Genomic DNA, 18,692 nt, shown 5'->3' with positions numbered 1-18,692 from the left:
ACCGGGCTGGGGTTGCCGTGACCGGTGGGCAGGGGGTGTGAGGGTGAGCGTGCTCGACTTCCCGGGGGGATCGGGAGGCTCCGATTCGATGTTCGAGCGGACGCCGCCACACAACATCGAGGCCGAGCAGTCGGTGCTGGGCGGCATGCTGCTGTCCAAGGATGCCATCGCCGACGTCATCGAGGTGCTGCGCGCCGACGACTTCTACCGGCCGGCCCACCAGATCGTCTTCGAGGTGATCACCGACCTGTACGGCCGGGGCGAGCCTGCCGACTCGGTGACCGTCTTCGACGAGTTGCAGAAGCGTGGCGAGGTCGCCCGGGTCGGCGGCGGTGCGTACCTGCACACGCTGACCGCGATCGTGCCCACCGCCGCCAACGCCGGCTACTACGCCAAGATCGTCCGGGAGCAGGCCGTCCTGCGCCGCCTCATCGAGGCCGGCACCCGCATCGTCTCCTACGGGTACGGCGGCCAGGGCGAGGAGGTCGACGACCTGGTCGACCGCGCGCAGGCCGAGATCTACAAGGTCACCGAGCGCCGCACGTCCGAGGACTACCTTCCGCTGTCGGAGATCATGCCGTCGGCGCTCGACGAGATCGAGGCCATCGGCAGCCGCGGCGGCCAGATGGTCGGCGTCCCTACCGGCTTCCAGGACCTCGACGCCCTGACCAACGGCCTCCACCCCGGTCAGATGATCGTCGTGGCCGCCCGCCCCGCGATCGGAAAAAGCACCCTAGGTCTGGATTTCGCCCGATCTGCGGCGATCAAGCATGGGATGACCACGGTCATCTTCTCGCTGGAGATGTCGCGCAACGAGATCACCATGCGTCTGCTGTCCGCCGAGGCGCGGGTGGCGCTGCACACGATGCGCTCGGGCATGATGAGCGACGACGACTGGACGCGGATGGCCCGCCGCATGGGCGAGGTCGCCGAGGCGCCGCTGTTCATCGACGACTCCCCGAACATGTCGATGATGGAGATCCGGGCCAAGTGCCGCCGCCTCAAGCAGCGTCACGACCTGCGCTTCGTGATCGTCGACTATCTCCAGCTCATGAGCTCGCCCAAGAAGACCGAGAGCCGTCAGCAGGAGGTCTCGGAGCTGTCCCGGGCCCTGAAGCTGCTGGCCAAGGAGCTTGAGGTGCCGGTCATCGCGATCTCCCAGCTCAACCGTGGTCCCGAGCAGCGTACGGACAAGCGCCCGCAAGTGTCGGACCTACGTGAATCGGGCTCCATCGAGCAGGACGCCGACATGGTCATCCTGCTGCACCGGGAGGACGCGTACGAGCGGGAGTCGCCACGCGCGGGCGAGGCCGACCTGATCGTGGCCAAGCACCGAAACGGCCCCACGGCCACGGTCACGGTGGCCTTCCAGGGCCACTACAGCCGCTTCGTGGACATGGCCACTCACTGACGTCGTCATCATGCGCCGACCGGGCGGCGGGCACGCGTTCGACCGCGAGGCCGCCGGGGCGGGAACCTGAGGCCTTCGGGGCCGAAGGCGTCACCGGTCAGTCGATCTCGGGCCAGTCCCAGCCGAGCTGGAAGAACATGCCCAGGCGGTCGCTCACGGCGCGCATCTCGGAGATCTTCCCGTCCCGCAGGGTGAGGATGAAGATCGCCTCGACGGTGAACGAGCGGTGGGTGGGCTCCGGCATGCGCGGGTGGGAGCCGGAGTTCACCCCCGACATCGTCAGCCGCACGGCCACCCGGTCGCCCTCGCCGATCATCTCCTCGACCTTCAGGTGGAACGGGTCGAACGCGTCGAGCTGCTGGGCGATGGCGTCGAACGCCGCGCCCGGCTCGTCGGGCTCCCCGTGGATCACCTTGTTGTGGTCGATCACGTCGTCGGTCATGTAGCGGCGCAGGTCGCCCAGCCTCCGGTCGTTGATCGCGTCGAACAGCCCCTGGGCGACGGTCTTCGCGGCGGTGCTCATGGGTGCTCCCTTCGTTTTCTTACGGTGTAAGAGGACGATATTCTTACGACGTAAGAGACGTCAAGGGGAGGCCCGATGCCGCGAGTGGGACTGTCCCGGGAGAAGGTGCTCGCCGCCGCGCTGGCCCTGGTCGACAGGGAGGGCATCGCGGCGCTGTCGATGCGCAAGCTCGGCGCCGAGCTGGGCGTGGAGGCGATGACGCTCTACTACTACGTGCCGAACAAGGACGCCGTCCTGGACGGACTCATCGACATGGCGGTCTCGCGGGTCACGGTCGAGCCGGTGGGCCCGTGGCGGGAGTGGCTTCGCGCCTTCGCGGTCGCGATCCGGCGGGAGCTGCTCGCGCACCCCGCCCTGCTGCCGCTGGTCGCCACCCGGCCGGTGCTCGCACCCGGCGGCCTCGCGACCGTGGAACGGATCGCGGCCGCGCTGCGGGCCGAGGGGTTCGGCGCACTGGAGGGGCTCCAACTCGTCAACGCGGTGGCGACGTTCGTCGTGGGGCACACGCTGGCCGAGGCCGGACGTACGCCGGGGCACGACGAGCCGGACGTCGCCGGCGTGATGGAGAGCCTCGACCCGGGGGAGTATCCCGTGCTGGCCGAGGCGCTGCGCGCCGGGCTCGGCACTCCCGAGGACCATCAGGAGCGCTTCGACCGCGCGCTCGACGCCCTGCTCCGGGGCCTGGCTCCCCGCGCCACCCTCTAGATCACGCCGACTGCGCGCGTACGCACGGCGGCTGTGGTTTTCCCCACCCCTGAACGGCCACGCGCCTCATGGTGGCTCTGCCCTGATCGTTCCTAGTCTCGGGCGCATGACGGAATGGCTGATTCACCTGATGGAGCTGCTCGGCGCGCCGGGGGCCGCGATCGCGATCGCGCTGGAGAACCTCTTCCCGCCCCTCCCCAGTGAGGTGATCCTGCCGCTGGCCGGTTTCACCGCCTCCCGGGGTGAGATGAACCTGCTCGCCGTCCTGCTGTGGACCACGGCCGGCTCGGTGGCCGGGGGGCTGGCGCTGTACTGGGTGGGCGCGCTGCTCGGTCGTGAGCGCACGCTGGCCCTGGCCGCGCGGATCCCGCTGCTGAAGGTCTCCGACATCACCAAGACCGAGGCCTGGTTCCTCAAGCACGGGCGCAAGACGGTGTTCTTCGGCCGGATGATCCCGATCTTCCGCAGCCTGATCTCCGTTCCCGCCGGGGTGGAACGCATGCCGCTGGGCGTCTTCACGCTCCTGACCACGGCAGGGAGCCTGCTCTGGAACACCCTCTTCGTACTGGCAGGCTGGACGCTCGGCGAGAACTGGTCTCTGGTGGAGAAGTACGTGAGCGTGGGCACCAACGCGGTCGTCGCCACGGTGCTGCTGGCCGTGCTGGTCTTCGTGGGCGTACGGCTGAGTGAGCGGCGCAAGGGGCGGCATGCGCTGGACGGTTAGAGCGCTGAGGCTCGTCGGGGCGGTGGCCGCAGGCGCGGTCACCGCCCTTCCGGGGTTGGTCTTCGTCCTGGTGGCGGTGCCGTTCGCCGGCCGTCCCGCGGTGCGCGCGACGGCCGCACGGCTGACCGGCCTGGAGTTGCGGCGGCTGCGCCTGGACCTTCCGGGCCGCACCGAGGAGGGTGAGCTGCGCTTCCTGGCTGCCCGGGCGCCCGTGGGCCTCCTGGGCGGCCTGGTGGTGCTGCTGCTGGTGGTCGGCGTCGGTACGGCGGTCAGGCTGGCATGGTCTTGGGGGCGCGGGGAGGCGTTCGACGGCATGCTGCCCACCCCGCCGTTGCTGGCCTACTTCCTCCTCGCGGGCGTCGTCCTGCTTTTCCTGGACGTGTCCGGCCTGGTGGGGGTGGACGCACTGGAGCGGCGGCTCGCCGTACGCCTGCTCGCTCCCGACCCCGCCGAGGCGCTCCGGCGGCGGATCGCCGAACTGACCGAGAGCCGCGCCGGGGTGGTCGCGGCGGTCGACGCCGAGCGGCGGCGGATCGAGCGCGATCTCCACGACGGGGTGCAGCAGCGGCTGGTGGCGCTGTCCATGCTCGCGGGACGCGCCCGCCGGGGCCGCCCCGAGCTGCTGGAGCAGGTCCACGAGCAGGCTCAGCAGGCGCTGGTCGAGCTGCGCGAGGTGGCCTGGCGGGTGTACCCGTCGGGGCTGGACGCGCACGGGCTGGAGGAGGCGCTCGCCGGCGTGGCCGAGCGGGCGCCGGTCAAGGTCACGGTGACCTGCGCGCTGCCGGAGCGGCCCCCGTCGGTGGTGGAGGCCGCCGCCTACTTCGTGGCCAGCGAGGCGGTGACGAACGCGGCCAAGCACTCCCGGGCCACCCTGGTCACCATCGACGTACGTCAGGAAGGCACGATGGTCGTCGTGCGAGCGGAGGACGACGGCGTGGGCGGAGCCGACGCCACCGGCGGCGGGCTGACCGGGCTGGCGCGGCGGGTGGCCGCGCTTGACGGCCGGTTCACCGTGACCAGTCCGCCCGGCGGGCCCACTGTGATCGAAGCGGAGTTGCCGTGCGGGTGATGCTGGCCGAGGACTCGGCGCTGTTGCGCGAGGGCCTGGTGCGGCTGCTGAAGGAGGAAGGCCACGACGTCCTGGCCGCGGTGGGCGACGCCGACGCGCTCCTGGAGGCGGTGGACGGCGACAGGCCCGACGCGGTGGTGGTCGACGTACGCATGCCGCCCACCCACACCGACGAGGGCCTGCGCGCCGCGCTGGAGATCCGGCGGCGCCGGCCGGAGGTCAAGGTGCTGGTGCTGTCGCAGTACGTCGAGAAGAAGTACGCCACCGAGCTGATGAGCGGCAGCATCGACGGCGTCGGCTACCTGCTCAAGGACCGCGTGGCCCAGGTCGGCGACTTCCTGGACGCGCTCGAGCGGGTGGGCGCGGGCGGGACGGCGTTCGACCCGGAGGTGGTGCGCCAGTTGCTCGCGCGCACCAGCCACGCCGACCCGCTGGCCCAGCTCACCGCCCGCGAGCGCCAGGTGCTCGAGCTCATGGCCCAGGGCCTGACCAACGCCTCGATCGCCGGATCCCTGCACGTGTCGCAGAGCGCGGTGGAAAAGCACGTCAACGCGCTGTTCGACAAGCTCGCGCTGTCGCACACGACCGGCTACAGCCGCCGGGTCCTGGCCGTGCTGCGCTACCTCGGCTCCTGAACCCTGCGGTTTTCCGCAGGTCGAGTGGGCGGCGCACCGCATTCCTCCGCGACGCCGATCTCCATAGCGTCGATCACATGATGCAGACGATGACGAACGTGCTGGTGGCGATGAGCGTCGCGGCGGGCGGCCAGGCCGTGGACGTACGCCCCGACCTGGAGAAGATCGTGGCGGGCGGCGGGGCGACGGCCGCCCTGGCGCGGGTCTCCGACGGCGGCCGCACCTGGTCGGGCACCGCGGGCGTGCGCGACATCGAGCGCGGTGGTCGGCCCTCGCCCAACGGCTACTTCCGGATCGGCAGCGTCACCAAGACCTTCGTCGCGACGGTGGTGCTCCAGCTCGTGGACGAGGGCAAGGTGCGGCTCGACGACCCCATTGACGAGTACCTCCCCGGTCTTGTGCCGGGCGGCGAGCAGATCACCGTCCGGCGGCTCCTCAACCACACCAGCCACCTGTACGACTACATGAGCGAGCCCGGATACTCGACCAACCGCTGGCGCGGCGACGCCCGGTTCCGCTCCTACGAGCCGCGCGAACTGCTCAGGGTGGCCTTCGCCAAGAAGCTCCCCGACGACGGGAAGTGGCACTACTCCAACACCAACTACGTCGTGCTCGGGCTGCTGGTGGAGAAGCTGACCGGCCACCCGTACGGCGAGGAGGTCACGCGCCGGATCCTGCGCCCGCTGGGGCTGCGCCACACGGTGGTGCCGGGCGACCGGGCAGGGCTGCCGTCACCGCACGCCAAGGGGTACGAGCCGCTGCCCGGCCTGGTGGACGCGACGCGGATGAATCCCTCGCTGGACTGGGCCGCCGGGGAGATGATCTCGACCGCCGCGGACCTGGAGCGGTTCATGTCGGCGCTGCTCGGCGGCGAGCTGATCAGCGACGCGTCCTTGCAGGCGATGCGCACGACGGTGGAGACGGGAGCCGGATTCGGCTACGGGCTCGGGCTGCAGGCCTACCGGCTCCCGTGCGGCACGGTGTGGGGGCACAGCGGGGAGCTGATCGGTTATCTGACGTTCGCGTTCCGGTCGGACTCGGGCACGTCGCTGACCCTGTCGATCAACCCCTCTACCCGCAACCCGACGACCCCGGAGGTCATGGGGATCGCCGTCAAGGTGTTCTGCGGGTCGGCGGGCTAGTACCCGGCGCACACGTCCCGGTACGCCGGGGCCCCGGAAGTTGTCACTCGGCTCCGGCCTGCCCGGCCTTCTCGTGTTCGAGTGCCCCCACCCGCCCGGCCGCCCACTCGGCCCAGTCGCGCTGCGCGGCGGTCAGGCGCAGGCCCCACTCCAGCGCGATGTCGCCGTAGAGCCGCAGCGCGTCGTCGCCCTGGCTGATCACGAACTCGCGGATGCCGCGGAGCTGGTCGTGCTCGTGGACGGCCCGCTCGGCCAGCCGCTCCAGGTAGCCGCGGGCGGCGTCGGCGCCGACCTGGTCGAGGAAGAAGACGCGCAGCAGCATGTCGCTGCGCCGGGTCAGGGTGGGCGGCACCTCGACCAGCCAGTGGCGCAGCTCGGCCCGGCCCTCCTCGGTGATCTCGTATTCCTTGCGCCCCCGCGGGCCCTCCGCCGCGACCCGCACCAGCCCTTCCTTGGCCAGCCGGCCGAGCTCGGCGTAGAGCTGGCTCTGGGTCGCGGGCCAGACGTTCTCCAGGGACAGCTCGAAGGTCTTCAGCAGGTCGTACCCGCTGGCGGGCCCGGCCGACAGGAGGCCGAGCATGGCATGACGAAGGCTCATGGGTCCGATCGTACATTCCTGTGTTGACATGTCGCTAGCGGAGGTTCTACTTTCGACATGTCACTCTTGGAACGTCGAACCTAAGGAACTCCCCGTGCTCCGTTACGTCCTGACCTTCCTCCCCTGGATCGCCTTCGCCGTTCTCAGCACGAACGGCGAGGCCCGTTTCGGAGCCGCGGCCGCGCTCCTCGTCTCGATCGTGCTGCTCGCCATCGACCGCAGGGCGGGGCGCGGCTGGGACGAGATGGTCATCGAACTCAGCTCTGGGGTGTTCTTCGCCGGTCTGACGCTCGCCGCGTTCACGGTCACGCCGGCGCCCTTCGGCGAGTACGGCCCGGCCGTCTCGGTGGCCTGGCTGGCCCTCACCGCCTGGGGGTCGCTGGCCATCCGCAAGCCGTTCACGCTGGGCATCGCCCGCCGGACGACCCCGGCCGAGGTGCAGGCGACCCCGCTGTTCTACCGGGTCAACGCCGTCATCACCGCCGTGTGGGCGGTCGGCTTCACCCTCAACGCCGTCGGCCTCGCCCTGCTGCTCGCCTTCGCCCCGCACGCCACCGCCGCGATCATCGCGGTGAAGGTCTGCGGCTTCGCGCTCCCCGCCCTGTTCACCATCCGCTACCCCCAGATCGTCCGCGCCCGCTACGCCGCCTGAAGGGAATCACCGACATGACCGCCTCCTACCTGACCGGCCGCCTCGCCCCCGTGCCCGACGAGATCGACGCGATCGACCTGCCGGTCGAGGGCACGCTGCCGCCCGAGCTCACCGGCCGCTACTTCCGCAACGGCCCCAACCCCCGCCCCGGCGAGGACGGCGGGCACTGGTTCGTCGGCCACGGCATGATCCACGGCATCCGGCTGCGCGACGGGCGGGCCGAGTGGTACCGCAACCGCTGGGTCCGCACCACCCGCTTCGCCGGCGCGCCGTACGTGCACGAGCGCGGCGTCGACCTCGCGGCCGTCCCCGCCAACACCCATGTGATCCGGCACGCCGACAAGATCCTCGCGCTCGTGGAGAACGGCCTGCCGTACGAGATGACGCCGGAGCTCGACACGGTCGGCCCCTGCGACTTCGGCGGGCGGCTGGCCACGGCGATGACCGCCCACCCGAAGGAGGACCCGATCACCGGGGAGCTGCACTTCTTCGGATACGGCTGGGCCGCGCCCTATCTCACCTATCACCGGCTGTCCGCCGACGGCGAGCTGGTGGAGAGCCGGCCGGTGGACGTGCCGGGGCCCACCATGGCCCACGACTTCGCGATCACCGAGCACCACGTGGTGTGGCTCGACCTGCCGGTCGTCTTCGACTTCGACCTGGTGGGCCGCGGCATGCCCTACCGGTGGGACGACGCGTACGGCGCGCGGCTGGGCGTGATGAGCCGCAGGACCGGCGACGTGCGGTGGTTCGAGATCGACCCCTGCTACGTCTTCCACGTGGGCAACGCGAGCGAGGACGAGCACGGGCGCGTCGTCGTCGACGCGGTGCGCTACTCGCCGGGGGCGTTCTGCGGCTTCTGGCCCACCATCGGCGGCGCGGCCAACCCGGCCGCCCACACCGGGGGCGCGGCTCTGCACCGCTGGACGCTCGACCCCGCCACCGGCGTCGCGAAGGACGAGCCGCTCGACGACCTGGACGTGGAGTTCCCCACGATCAACGAGACCCGCACCGGCCTGACCAGCCGTTACATCTACGCGGTCGGCAAGGGCGCGATCGTGAAGTACGACACCGCGAACGGCACGAGCCGGGCCCACCAGACGGGCGAACGCTCGCCCGGAGAGGCCGTGTTCGTCCCCGCCTCGGGCGCCAGGGCCGAGGACGAGGGCTGGCTGCTGTCGATCGCGGGCACCGAGCACGGCGCAGAACTGCTCGTGCTCGACGCGTCGGACCTGGCCCAGGTGGCGTCCGTACGGCTGCCGCGCCGGGTGCCCGCCGGTTTCCACGGCTCGTGGATCCCCGACGACGTTCCCGGAGCGTGAGCCGTACGGACGCTCATCGGGGGATCAGACCCGGGTGACGCGGACGGCGTCGGCCACGACGTAGCCCGTGCCCGAGGTCCAGCGACTGACGCCGACGGCGTTGTAGGTGCCGGCGTTGAGCGAGAACGTGCCCAGGCTGCGCCAGGTGCCGCCGCCGGAGCGCTGGTCGACGTAGACCGTCTGGTTGCCGCTCGACGTCGCCACGATGTACGGCGCGGAGGAGTTGTAGCCGGGGTCGGACGGATACCAGACCTCGACCCGGTAGGTGCCCGCGCTGGGGACGGCGACCTGATACCAGGCAGGATCGCTCGCGGCCACGGGGTTCGCGAAGCGGTAGTCGGCGCCGTAGCGCTGGCCGGAGTAGGACGAGGTGCCCCAGTTGGCGCTGGCCGTGAACTGGCCGCTCGAGTTGTCCACCGTGGCCGACCACGACGGGGTGCCGCCGCCGGTCACGTAGTTCATGTAGGTCGTCCAGTTCCAGTAGGAGCCGGGGTCGGTGTGGGTGGCGCCGGGCACCTCGTTGTGGCCGATGATGTGCGCGCGGTCCTTCGGGATGCCGTACTTGTCGCAGATGGCGCGGGTCAGCGCCGCGGAGGCGCGATACATGGCGTCGGTGAACCACGAGGCGTCGCTGATGTAGCCCTCGTGCTCGATCCCGATGGAGCGGGTGTTGTAGGACCAGTTGCCCGCGTGCCAGGCGATGTCCTTCTCCCGCACCGTCTGCGTGATCTCGCCGTTCGACGACTTGACCACGTAGTGCGCCGAGACCTGGGCGGCGGAGTTCTGGAACCAGGAGATCGTGCCGGCGTACGAGCCCTGGGTCACGTGGATGACCACCCGGTCGATGGCGTAGCTCGACGGGCGGCTCGAGGCGGTGTAGTTGGCGGAGCTGGCCGGCACCCACGCGGCGGGGCCGTAGTCGGTGCTGAGCGTCTCCACCGGGGAGTTCAGGTCGCGGACCCGGGCGTACGCGCCGCGGTCCGCGGTGATCTCCCGCGGCGCGACCGTGACGCCACGGGCCTTGATCCCGAGGCCGAGCTGCTCGTAGACGGAGTCGGCGTAGAGGCGGGCGACCTCGGGTGAGGCGGCGTTGGAGTATCGGGCCACGGCCTGATACCAGCGGCCGGCGTCCTTCCTCGCGGTCTCGTCGAGGCCGAGCTCGTCGGCGTGGGCGCGCAGCAGGGCCGCGCCGCCCATGACGTTGGCCGCGGTGTCGGAGCGCAGCGTCTCGACCGGCAGCCCGGTCAGCTCGGCGGCCTTCTCCAGGGCGTGGACCGTGGGGTTGCTGACCAGGTGCATGACGCCGTAGCCGCCGCTGGCGCTCGGCTTGCCGCCGTGGTCGTCCAGGTGGGTCTCGGCGTAGGCCACGGCGACCAGCAGGTCGCGCGGCACGTCGTGCGCGGCGGCGGCGCGGTCGAACGCCGCGGGAAGCGGGGTGGGCCCGGCCGCCATGGCGGGCCGTCCGGTGAGGCCACAGAGGACGAGGAGGGCGGCGAGGGCGGCTAATCGGGCGAGGGGGAGACTCATGCGGGGCTCCTGGTGAGGGGGGTGACGGCTGCACCGTATGCCACTTCTGACACGATGTCGATAATTGACATCACAGCCGTGTAAGAAGAAACTTTCCGCCTTCGCCGTCGTGCTGTGACCGGATTTGGGCCCCCTCCGATCGGCTGAAAACTATTGCATGGTCAAGGGAAGGCGTTGAAACTTCCCTTCGTGACCACGCTTCCGCGTACCCTCCTGGCCACGTTCATCGTCCTGGTCGTCACTCTCGTCACTCCCCGGTCCGAAGCCGCGGCGGCCTGCGCCACGGACCCCGCGACGCCCAAGCGGCAGCTGCGCGCCATGTGGATCTCCACGGTCGCCAACATCGACTGGCCAAGCCGCACCGGCCTGAGCGTCTCCGCACAGCAGGCCGAGCTGCGCTCCTGGCTCGACCTCGCCGTCAGCAAGCGCATGAACGCCGTGATGGTGCAGGTGAGGCCCACCGCCGACGCCTTCTGGCCCTCGCCGTACGAGCCGTGGTCGCAGTGGCTGACCGGTGCCCAGGGCCGCGACCCCGGCTACGATCCCCTGGCGTTCCTGGTGGCCGAGGCCCACGCCCGCGACCTCGAGCTGCACGCCTGGTTCAACCCGTACCGCGTCGCCAACGACGACGACCCGGCCACGCTGGTCTCCACCCACCCGGCCCGCGTGCATCCCGACTGGCGCTTCGCGTACGGCGGCAAGCTCTACTACAACCCCGGCATCCCCGAGGTCAGGGCCTTCATCGAGGACGCCATCATGGACGCCGTCACCCGATACGACATCGACGGCGTCCACCTCGACGACTACTTCTACCCCTATCCGGTGAGCGGCCAGGCCCTCCCCGACTCCGCCACCTTCAGCCGGTACGGCGGAGGCTTCTCCGACATCGGCGACTGGCGCCGCGACAACGTCGACCGGCTCGTACGGGAGCTGGACCAGCGCGTCCACGCGGCCAAGCCGTGGGTGTCCTTCGGCGTCAGCCCGTTCGGCATCTGGCGTAACTCCACCACCGACCCGCTCGGCTCCCGGACCTCCGGGCTGCAGTCGTACGACGCGATCTACGCCGACACCAGGCTGTGGGTGAAGCAGGGCTGGGTGGACTACGTCGCGCCGCAGATCTACTGGAACATCGGCTACGGCCCCGCCGCGTACGAGGTGCTCACAGCCTGGTGGTCCGACGTCGTCAGGGGGACCGGCGTCGGCCTGGTCGTCGGCCAGGCCGCCTACCGGGTCGGCGCGAGCGGCCAGGACGCCGCCTGGCAGGACCCGGCCGAGCTCAGCGACCACCTCTACGACAACAGGAAGCACCCCGAGGTGACCGGCGACGTCTACTTCAGCGCCAAGGACGTCAGGGCGGACCGGATCGGGGGCTTCTCGGCCCTCGTGGCGGCCCACTACTCCCGGCCGGCGCTCCCGCCCGCGCGGGGCACCGGCAACCCGCCCCCCGCTCCGTCGAGCACCTCCGCCGTCCGCACCTCGACCGGCGTCACCCTCTCCTGGCAGGGCAGCGGCTCCTCGTACGCGGTCTACCGGGTCGACGGCGCGGTCCCGACGGCCGATCCGTGCTCCATCGCCGACGCCCGCAACCTGCTGACCACGACCAGGCAGACGAGCTACACCGACACCACCGCGACGGGCACCGTCACCTACTACGTCACCGCGCTCGACCGATGGCGGCAGGAGAGCGCGCCCAGCGGTGGTGCGACCGCCACCGGGGCGTCCGCGATCGTGGTCGACAACGCCGGGACGTCCTTCACCGCGGGCTCGGCCTGGGGCACCTCGGCCTACTCCGCCCAGCGGTACGGCGCCGACTACCGCTTCGCCACCCCCGTGGCCGCCAGCGACCCGGCCTGGTTCACCGCCACGATCCCCAGCGCCGGGAGCTACCGGGTCGAGGTCTGGTATCCGTCCGACCCCGGCTACAACAGCGCGACGCCGTACATCGTGGCGACGTCGAGCGGCAACCGTACGGTCGCGGTGGATCAGCGGACGGGCGGCGGCCAGTGGCGCTCGCTCGGCACGTTCACGCTGTCCGCCGGGACTTCGAAGGTGGTCGGCGTGAGCCGGTGGACCTCCGCCACCGGCTACGTCGTCGCCGACGCCGTCCGCATCACGAAGGTCTAACTAGGGGACGGGCCGGTAGTGCGTGGTGATCCGGCCGTCGTCCAGCACGTGCAGGGCGATGGCCGGCGGCAGGTCGTAGTCCACCGGAGGGTGCGCCGAGGTCTCGGACGGCAGCAGCGCGGTGCTGACCACCCCCGGCGCGACCAGCAGCGGCAGCCCGGCGAACGTCGTCGCCGCGGCCGTGTGGGCGTGCCCGGCCAGCACGGCGATGGCGTGCGGGTGGCGGCCCAGGACCTCCGCCAGGCCCTCCGGCCGCCCCAGCCGGATCTCGTCCACGTACGGGATGCCGAGCGCGACGGGCGGGTGGTGCATGCCGACGAAGGCCGGGACGCCGGGGGTGGCGGCGAGCACGGAGTCGAGCCAGGCCAGGGTGTCGTCGTCCAGCGCGCCCTCGGGGCGGCCGGGGATGCTGGAGTCGCACAGCGCGATCGTCGCGTGGTCGAGGTTGATCGCCTGGTTGACCGGGTGGTCGCCGTCCTGCTCCAGCAGGACCTTGCGGAGGTTCCCCCGTGCGTCGTGGTTGCCCGGGCACAGCACGAGCGGCACGTCGTCACCGGCGATCAGCTCGCGGACGGTCTCGTACTCCTCCATCGCGCCGTGGTCCGCCAGGTCGCCGGTGAGCACGATCGCGTCGGGCCGCAGCGACCGCGCGTAGGTGAGCGCGCGGGCGGCGCGCGAGGTGTTCCGCTCGCTTCCGTCGATGTGGATGTCGCTGACGTGCGCCAGCACGAGCATGGGGTACCTCCGGGGCAATGGTGGGGGCTTCAGCTTCTCACGCCGGAGAGCGGCGGTCAGGACGGACATCGCACCCAGCACTTATGGCATCGAGCCCGCCGCTCTCGACCCGGCGCTCGCGACCGCGGCGTACGCCGAGTCGCCGGAGCCGTTCACGAACCGCGCGTCGACCGCCCGGACAGCCGTTCGGCGAGGATCCGGGCCCTGGCGAGCTGCACCTTCCGCGCCTGGCCCGCCGCGAACCCCACCACGAGCCACGGCGCGCTCAGGTCCAGCCGGTCGTCCATCCGCGTGCCGCCCGCCTCTGGGGACAGGTCGAACCGATAGCCCATGTGGACGCCGCCGGGGCTGCGCACCTGTCCCCGTACGGACAGTCCCCCGGCCAGGTGCTCGGTCAGCAGCGTGACCGCGATGGGGTTGTCGTACTTCAGGCCGAGGAAGCGGAACCGCTCGATGGAGGTGTAGCGCACCACCCCCGGCTCGGAGGTGTCGACGTCCCGCACGGCGACGACGAGCGGCGACAGGCCGATGTAGCTCTCCGGCGTGGTGAGGTGCTCGAACACCTCCTCCGGCGCGGCGTCCACGTGGAACGTGTTGGTCAGCACCCGTGCGGGCACCCTTGTCTCCCCTTATTGGGCATGGCTTGATGGGGGAATTGTGGCAGGGCCGGATCGCCGCGCGGACGCCAGATGATCACGAAGAGGTGTCGCGCAGGAAAGCCGCCGTCGTGGGATCGGCCGGGTAGAACGACTCGATGGCCAGCTCGGAGACCGTGATGTCGAGCGGAGTGCCGAAGGTCGCCACGATGCTGAAGAACGACAGCTCCCGCCCGGCCCGCCGCACCCGGAGCGGCACGAGGATGTCCCCGGGGCCGGGCAGCTCCACCTCCGGCTCCGGCTGGTCGCAGGGGTAGTCGCGCAGCTCGGCGTACAGCTCGGTGAGCCGCGGGTCGGCGGTGAGCGTGATCTGCCGGCGCAGCCGTCCGAGCAGGTGCGCCCGCCACTCGCCCAGGTTCAGGATGTGCGGAGCGAGCCCTTCCGGGTGCAGGCTCGCCCGCAGCACGTTGCTCAGCAGGTCGGGGTCCACGCCCTCGGCCAGCAGTGCGATGCCCTCGTTCGCGTCGACGAGCTCCCAGGTACGGTCCACCACCACGGCCGGATAGGGGTCGTGGGCCGACAGCAGCCGCCGGATCGCCTCGCACACCGCCGCCATCCCCGGTGAGTCGAGCGGCGACTCGGTGTAGACGGGGGCATATCCGGCGGCCAGCAGCAGGTGGTTGCGCTCGCGGAGCGGAAGGTCCAGGTGCTCGGAGAGATGGAGCACCATGTCGCGGCTCGGCGTGGCCCGGCCGGTCTCCAGGAAGCTGATGTGCCGGGTGGAGATCTCGGCCTGGTTCGACAGATCGAGCTGGCTCAGCCGCCGGTGCTCGCGCCACTGGCGCAGGAGCTCCCCGAACGGCCGCTGGTGAAGCGTTGCAACGGTCACGCCACGGACGCTATCCGGTCGCCGATCGGCCCGGCGATTACCCCTGAGGTAGGCGCCGGGCCGCCCGGGCGGCATCGACTACTCCCAGCGGAACAGCCGGGCCGCGGCGAGACCGGCGGCGAGCGCCCAGCCCGCCAGTACGGCGAGGTGGAGCGGCTGGGGGACATGCCCGCCCAGGGCGTCCATCAGCCCCTGCCCGAAGGCGCCCGTGGGCGTGAAGTCGCTGATGCGGCGCAGGATTTCGGGCATGAGCGGCCGGGGCAGCCACATCCCGGCGAGGAACAGCAGGGGGAACATGAGGGCGGAGCCCACTCCCTGGGCGACCCGGGAGTTCGGCGTCACGGCGGCCAGCAGCAGGCCGATGGTGAGCATGGTGAGCGTGCCGAGGACGAAGATCGCCACGAACGCCCAGGGCGAGCCGGGCAGCGGCACGCCGAGGATCAGGTGACCCAGCGCCAGTGTCAGCGTGGTGGCGACCACGGACACGACCACGTTGATCAGCAGTTGGGCCGCCAGCAGCGCGCCGGGACGCACCGGTGTGGTGGACAGCCGCCGCAGCACGCCGCGTTCCCGGTAGATCACCAGGGTGCCCGGCAGCACGCTCAGCCCGAGCGTCACGATCGACAGCAGCACCATCATCGCGGTGAAGGGCGCGTCCACGAACCGCTGGCCGCCCAGCGACGGATCCGCGTCGCGGAAGCCGGGGATCGTCGTGCCGAGCCCCAGCAGCAAGCCCACCGGCAGCACGATCGCGAAGAACACCGCCATCGGCTCGCGGAGGAAGAGCCGGGCCTCCACGGTCGTGAGTCTCGTCAGGGCTCTGGTCATGACTTCTCCTGGCTGCCGGTGAGCGGCCCGGTGACGGGCTCGCTGGTGGGCTCGGTGGTGGGCTCGGTGGTGGGCTCGGTGAGGGTGAGGAACGCGTCGTCGAGGGTGGTGCGCTCCATGCGCAGGCCACGGGTGCGGGACGGGGGCAGCACGGCGGCGACGGCGCTCAGCAGGTCGCCGGTGCCGGTGACGGTGACCTCCGCGCCGTTCCTGGTGACGGACGCCACCTCGGGCAGCGCCCGCAGGCCGTCGACGGGCTCGTCGGTCTCGAAGACCAGACGCTGCTCGCCGCCGGCGCGGGCGACCAGCCCGGCGGGGGTGTCCACCGCCCGCACGCGCCCCCGGGAGATGACCGCGACCCGGTCGCACAGGCGCTCCACCTCCTCCATGAAGTGGGTCACGAGCAGGACGGTCACGCCGCGCTCCCTGACCCTGGCGACCAGGTCCCACGTCTCGCGGCGGGCTCGCGGGTCGAGGCCGGTGGTGAGCTCGTCGAGTATCGCGACGCGGGGGCTTCCGACCAGCGCGAGCGCGACCGACAGCCGCTGGCGCTGCCCGCCGGACAGCTTGCCGAAGGGCGCGCGGAGGTCGAGCCCGGCCTCCTCGGCCAGGGCCCGCCAGTCGGCCGGGCGGGAGTAGAACGAGGCGTAGAGCGCCAGCGCCTCCCCGACCCGGATCTTGTCGGGCAGCGAGCACTCCTGGAGCTGCACGCCGACCTGTTCCTTCAGGTCCGCGTCCACGGTGACGGTGCCCGCGGTGGGCGTGCGCAGCCCGGCGACGCACTCGACCGTCGTCGTCTTGCCCGCTCCGTTCCGGCCCACGATGCCGAAGACCTCGCCCTCCTCCACGGAGAACGACACGTCCTCGACCGCCACCCGCGTTCCGTACGTCTTGCGGAGGTGGTCCACGGTGATGATTGCCATGCCGACGACGCTAGGAACCGGGCGGGCGGCCCGGAATGCGGCTGCGGACCCGGTGGGGGTGCACTTTTCTCCACCCCCATCGGGCGGCTCGGGCCACTGTGCCGGCCCGGCGGCAGCCCCCAGACTGAAGGCATGACCTCAGCTCGCTCGGCCCTCACCGCCCTGGCACGGAGCACCGCCCTCGCCGGGCTCGCTCTGGCGGGCCTGGCCGCCGGCCTGACGATGCTGGCGGCGGTGCTGCTCACCTTCGCGGTCGGCCTGGTGATCGTCTTTCCCCCGGCCGTACGGCTCGCGCGGGCCGTGACCCGGCTGCAACGCCGGCTGGCGGCGCGCTGGTCGGGCATATCGATCGACGAGCCGTACCGGCCCGAGCCGCCCCCGCCGGTACCGCAGCACGACGGGTGGTATCGCGACGGCCGCACGCTGTACAAGCGGCCGACGATCCCGGCCTTCAACCTGCGGTGGCACTGGATGACGAAGGACCCCGCCACCTGGCGCGACTTCGCCTATCTGCTCGCCGCGCCGTTGACGAGCGGGCTCGTGGCCGCCGCTCCGCTGCTCGCCACCGCGTACGGCCTCGTCCGCGTGGTGGGCGGCGACCTCCTGGGCCTGGTCTGGGTCCTGCTCGCGGTGATCGTCGTGCCCTGGTACGCGCCGTGGGCCGTGCGCCTGCACGGCCAGGTCGCCGCCGCGCTGCTGGGGCCCACCGAGAAGGCCAGGCTGGCCCAGCGGGTCAGCCGCCTGGACGCCGCCCGCACCGAGGCCGTCGACTCGCAGGCGGCGGAGCTGCGCCGGATCGAGCGCGACCTGCACGACGGCGCCCAGGCCCGCCTGGTGGCGATCGGCATGACCATCGGCGCGGCCGAGCAACTGCTGGAAAGCGACCCGCAGGCGGCCCGGGCGCTGCTCGGCAAGGCGAGGGAGGCCTCGGCGACCGCGCTGCAGGAGATCCGGCGGCTGGTGCGCGGCATCCATCCCCCGGTGCTGGCCGAGCGCGGCCTCGGCGACGCCGTACGCGCTCTCGCCCTGGACAGCCCGCTGCGCACCCACGTCACGGTCGACCTGCCCGAGCGCGCCTCCGCGCCGCTGGAGTCTGCGGCCTACTTCGCGGTGAGCGAGCTGCTGGCCAACGCCGCCAGGCACGGCGACGCGACCGAGGCGTGGGTGGACGTGAGCGCGCAGGGCCCGGCGCTGCGCGTGACGGTGACCGACGACGGCCACGGCGGCGCGGACCCCGAGCAGGGCACCGGCCTGCGCGGCATCGAGCGCAGGCTCGGGGCGTTCGACGGCGTCCTCGCGGTGAGCAGCCCGGTGGGCGGCCCGACCACGGCCTTCATCGAGCTGCCCCGGGCGTTCCGGGTGCGGACGGCGCCGATGACCCCGTGGCGCTACTTCGGCCGCCTCTGCTGGGGGCTGTGGCCGATCGCGCTGTTCCCGCAGGGGCTGGTCGCGATGGTGCTGAAGCTCGTGGGATCGCCGGTGAAGTCCTGGTTCCTCGGCCTGCACGTGCCCGAGCCCTTCCAGTGGCCGGTCATCGTGGGCATGATTCTGCTCGGCGGCGGCCTGCTGGCCGTCGCGCTGGCGACGACGGCGCGGACCAGGGAAGCGGAGGGCGGCGCGTGCGGGTAGTGCTGGCCGAGGACCTGCACCTGCTGCGGGAGGGCCTGGTCGCCCTGCTGCGCGCGCACGGCTTCGAGGTGGTCGCGGCGGTCGAGTCCGGCCCGGAGCTGCTCGCCGCCCTGGTCGGCGAGCGTCCCGACGTGGCCGTCGTGGACGTGCGGCTCCCGCCGACCTTCACCGACGAGGGGCTGCAGGCCGCCCTGGCCGCGCGGCGACAGGTGCCCGGCCTGCCGGTCCTCGTGCTCTCCCAGCACGTCGAGCAGCTGTACGCCAGGGAGTTGCTGGCCGACGGGTCCGGCGGCGTCGGCTACCTGCTGAAGGACCGGGTGTTCAACGGCGAGCAGTTCGTCGACGCCGTACGCAGGGTCGCGGCCGGAGGGACGGCCATGGACCCCGAGGTGATCGCCCGGCTCCTGGCGAGCAACGCGCGCAACGAACCGCTCGGCCGGCTCACTCCGCGGGAGCGGGAGGTGCTGGAACTGATGGCCGAGGGCAGGTCGAACGCCGCGATCGGGCAGCGGCTGTTCCTCAGCGACAGCGCGGTGGGCAAGCACACGGCGAGCATCTTCACCAAGCTCGGCCTGGCGCCCTCCGACGACGACAACCGCCGCGTCCTCGCCGTGCTCGCCTTCCTGAACAGCAAGTAGAACCGGCCGGATTGTCGGTGCC

The 18,692-nt window shown here is 71.7% G+C and carries 19 protein-coding genes; 11 read left to right on the top strand and 8 right to left on the bottom strand.

Going from position 1 to position 18,692, the window contains the following annotated elements; all coding sequences use genetic code 11:
* The first annotated feature begins 88 nt into the window (after nt 1–88).
* Nucleotides 89–1,411: a replicative DNA helicase gene (gene dnaB, locus Msi02_RS28505; RefSeq protein ID WP_143737165.1), complete on the top strand. Its 1,323-nt coding sequence runs from the start codon at nt 89–91 to the stop codon at nt 1,409–1,411.
* Between the two features lie 97 nt (nt 1,412–1,508).
* On the opposite strand, the gene Msi02_RS28500 is transcribed toward dnaB, so the two are convergent.
* Nucleotides 1,509–1,934, bottom strand: a complete 426-nt coding sequence (locus tag Msi02_RS28500; protein ID WP_204051110.1) for an ester cyclase — start codon at nt 1,932–1,934, stop codon at nt 1,509–1,511.
* Between the two features lie 75 nt (nt 1,935–2,009).
* On the opposite strand from Msi02_RS28500, the gene Msi02_RS28495 reads away from it, so the two are divergent.
* The 5 genes from Msi02_RS28495 (at nt 2,010) to Msi02_RS28475 (ending at nt 6,209) form a co-directional block, all read left to right on the top strand.
* The gene (locus Msi02_RS28495) at nt 2,010–2,639 is read left to right on the top strand and encodes a TetR/AcrR family transcriptional regulator C-terminal domain-containing protein (protein ID WP_204051109.1); all 630 of its coding nucleotides are present in this window, start codon (nt 2,010–2,012) and stop codon (nt 2,637–2,639) included.
* 106 nt (nt 2,640–2,745) lie between these two features.
* The gene (locus tag Msi02_RS28490) at nt 2,746–3,363 is read left to right on the top strand and encodes a DedA family protein (protein ID WP_204051108.1); all 618 of its coding nucleotides are present in this window, start codon (nt 2,746–2,748) and stop codon (nt 3,361–3,363) included.
* Nucleotides 3,347–4,432 carry a sensor histidine kinase gene (locus Msi02_RS28485; protein ID WP_204051107.1) on the top strand — a complete coding sequence of 362 codons (1,086 nt, stop codon included), beginning with the start codon at nt 3,347–3,349 and terminating at the stop codon, nt 4,430–4,432. Before Msi02_RS28490 ends, Msi02_RS28485 begins: the two co-directional genes overlap by 17 nt.
* On the top strand, nt 4,423–5,067 hold the full coding sequence (locus tag Msi02_RS28480; RefSeq protein WP_204051106.1) for a response regulator transcription factor: 645 nt from the start codon (nt 4,423–4,425) through the stop codon (nt 5,065–5,067). Before Msi02_RS28485 ends, Msi02_RS28480 begins: the two co-directional genes overlap by 10 nt.
* Before the next feature lie 77 nt (nt 5,068–5,144).
* Nucleotides 5,145–6,209 (top strand): serine hydrolase domain-containing protein, encoded by a 1,065-nt coding sequence (locus Msi02_RS28475; RefSeq protein ID WP_239108780.1) that lies wholly within the window; start codon nt 5,145–5,147, stop codon nt 6,207–6,209.
* A 43-nt stretch (nt 6,210–6,252) separates the two neighbouring features.
* Here Msi02_RS28475 and Msi02_RS28470 read toward each other — a convergent pair whose 3' ends face one another.
* On the bottom strand, nt 6,253–6,807 hold the full coding sequence (locus tag Msi02_RS28470; protein ID WP_204051105.1) for a PadR family transcriptional regulator: 555 nt from the start codon (nt 6,805–6,807) through the stop codon (nt 6,253–6,255).
* Nucleotides 6,808–6,901: 94 nt separating this feature from the next.
* Here Msi02_RS28470 and Msi02_RS28465 point away from each other — a divergent pair, with 94 nt between their 5' ends.
* Together Msi02_RS28465 and Msi02_RS28460 are read left to right on the top strand one after the other, a co-directional pair.
* Complete coding sequence (locus Msi02_RS28465; protein WP_204051104.1) at nt 6,902–7,459, top strand: hypothetical protein; 558 nt, start codon at nt 6,902–6,904, stop codon at nt 7,457–7,459.
* A 14-nt stretch (nt 7,460–7,473) separates the two neighbouring features.
* Nucleotides 7,474–8,781 (top strand): carotenoid oxygenase family protein, encoded by a 1,308-nt coding sequence (locus Msi02_RS28460; RefSeq protein ID WP_204051103.1) that lies wholly within the window; start codon nt 7,474–7,476, stop codon nt 8,779–8,781.
* Between the two features lie 24 nt (nt 8,782–8,805).
* On the opposite strand, the gene Msi02_RS28455 is transcribed toward Msi02_RS28460, so the two are convergent.
* Nucleotides 8,806–10,308, bottom strand: coding sequence for a golvesin C-terminal-like domain-containing protein (locus tag Msi02_RS28455; protein ID WP_204051102.1), 1,503 nt, complete (start codon nt 10,306–10,308; stop codon nt 8,806–8,808).
* A 189-nt stretch (nt 10,309–10,497) separates the two neighbouring features.
* On the opposite strand from Msi02_RS28455, the gene Msi02_RS28450 reads away from it, so the two are divergent.
* Entirely contained in the window at nt 10,498–12,432 is a 1,935-nt protein-coding gene (locus tag Msi02_RS28450) for a family 10 glycosylhydrolase (RefSeq protein WP_239108779.1), read from the top strand.
* On the opposite strand, the gene Msi02_RS28445 is transcribed toward Msi02_RS28450, so the two are convergent.
* The 5 genes from Msi02_RS28445 to Msi02_RS28425 form a co-directional block, all read right to left on the bottom strand.
* A complete protein-coding gene (locus tag Msi02_RS28445) occupies nt 12,433–13,167 on the bottom strand; it encodes a metallophosphoesterase (protein ID WP_204051101.1) in 735 nt (244 codons plus the stop codon).
* A 152-nt stretch (nt 13,168–13,319) separates the two neighbouring features.
* Entirely contained in the window at nt 13,320–13,784 is a 465-nt protein-coding gene (locus Msi02_RS28440) for an SRPBCC family protein (protein WP_079314246.1), read from the bottom strand.
* 76 nt (nt 13,785–13,860) lie between these two features.
* The gene (locus Msi02_RS28435) at nt 13,861–14,652 is read right to left on the bottom strand and encodes a helix-turn-helix domain-containing protein (protein ID WP_239108778.1); all 792 of its coding nucleotides are present in this window, start codon (nt 14,650–14,652) and stop codon (nt 13,861–13,863) included.
* Nucleotides 14,653–14,730: 78 nt separating this feature from the next.
* On the bottom strand, nt 14,731–15,480 hold the full coding sequence (locus Msi02_RS28430; RefSeq protein WP_204051099.1) for an ABC transporter permease: 750 nt from the start codon (nt 15,478–15,480) through the stop codon (nt 14,731–14,733).
* Nucleotides 15,477–16,403 (bottom strand): ABC transporter ATP-binding protein, encoded by a 927-nt coding sequence (locus tag Msi02_RS28425; protein ID WP_204051098.1) that lies wholly within the window; start codon nt 16,401–16,403, stop codon nt 15,477–15,479. The genes Msi02_RS28430 and Msi02_RS28425 overlap by 4 nt, the downstream gene beginning before the upstream one ends.
* A 132-nt stretch (nt 16,404–16,535) precedes the next feature.
* Here Msi02_RS28425 and Msi02_RS28420 point away from each other — a divergent pair, with 132 nt between their 5' ends.
* Both Msi02_RS28420 and Msi02_RS28415 read left to right on the top strand, forming a co-directional pair.
* A complete protein-coding gene (locus Msi02_RS28420; protein WP_204051097.1) occupies nt 16,536–18,032 on the top strand; it encodes a sensor histidine kinase in 1,497 nt (498 codons plus the stop codon).
* Nucleotides 18,023–18,670 carry a response regulator transcription factor gene (locus Msi02_RS28415; RefSeq protein WP_079314250.1) on the top strand — a complete coding sequence of 216 codons (648 nt, stop codon included), beginning with the start codon at nt 18,023–18,025 and terminating at the stop codon, nt 18,668–18,670. The genes Msi02_RS28420 and Msi02_RS28415 overlap by 10 nt, the downstream gene beginning before the upstream one ends.
* The last annotated feature ends 22 nt before the right edge of the window (nt 18,671–18,692 follow it).

The organism is Microbispora siamensis (assembly GCF_016863095.1).
Taxonomy (GTDB): domain Bacteria; phylum Actinomycetota; class Actinomycetes; order Streptosporangiales; family Streptosporangiaceae; genus Microbispora; species Microbispora siamensis.
This window is presented reverse-complemented; position numbering and strand designations above follow the sequence as displayed.

Bases quoted from the DNA above. Each gene is read 5' to 3' on its own strand.
- Msi02_RS28475 (WP_239108780.1), top strand. From the start codon at position 5,145: ATGATGCAGACGATGACGAACGTGCTGGTGGCGATGAGCGTCGCGGCG.
- Msi02_RS28460 (WP_204051103.1), top strand. From the start codon at position 7,474: ATGACCGCCTCCTACCTGACCGGCCGCCTCGCCCCCGTGCCCGACGAG.
- Msi02_RS28425 (WP_204051098.1), bottom strand. From the start codon at position 16,403: ATGGCAATCATCACCGTGGACCACCTCCGCAAGACGTACGGAACGCGG.
- Msi02_RS28455 (WP_204051102.1), bottom strand. From the start codon at position 10,308: ATGAGTCTCCCCCTCGCCCGATTAGCCGCCCTCGCCGCCCTCCTCGTC.
- Msi02_RS28500 (WP_204051110.1), bottom strand. From the start codon at position 1,934: ATGAGCACCGCCGCGAAGACCGTCGCCCAGGGGCTGTTCGACGCGATC.
- dnaB (WP_143737165.1), top strand. From the start codon at position 89: ATGTTCGAGCGGACGCCGCCACACAACATCGAGGCCGAGCAGTCGGTG.
- Msi02_RS28470 (WP_204051105.1), bottom strand. From the start codon at position 6,807: ATGAGCCTTCGTCATGCCATGCTCGGCCTCCTGTCGGCCGGGCCCGCC.
- Msi02_RS28420 (WP_204051097.1), top strand. From the start codon at position 16,536: ATGACCTCAGCTCGCTCGGCCCTCACCGCCCTGGCACGGAGCACCGCC.
- Msi02_RS28430 (WP_204051099.1), bottom strand. From the start codon at position 15,480: ATGACCAGAGCCCTGACGAGACTCACGACCGTGGAGGCCCGGCTCTTC.
- Msi02_RS28485 (WP_204051107.1), top strand. From the start codon at position 3,347: ATGCGCTGGACGGTTAGAGCGCTGAGGCTCGTCGGGGCGGTGGCCGCA.
- Msi02_RS28490 (WP_204051108.1), top strand. From the start codon at position 2,746: ATGACGGAATGGCTGATTCACCTGATGGAGCTGCTCGGCGCGCCGGGG.
- Msi02_RS28495 (WP_204051109.1), top strand. From the start codon at position 2,010: ATGCCGCGAGTGGGACTGTCCCGGGAGAAGGTGCTCGCCGCCGCGCTG.
- Msi02_RS28445 (WP_204051101.1), bottom strand. From the start codon at position 13,167: ATGCTCGTGCTGGCGCACGTCAGCGACATCCACATCGACGGAAGCGAG.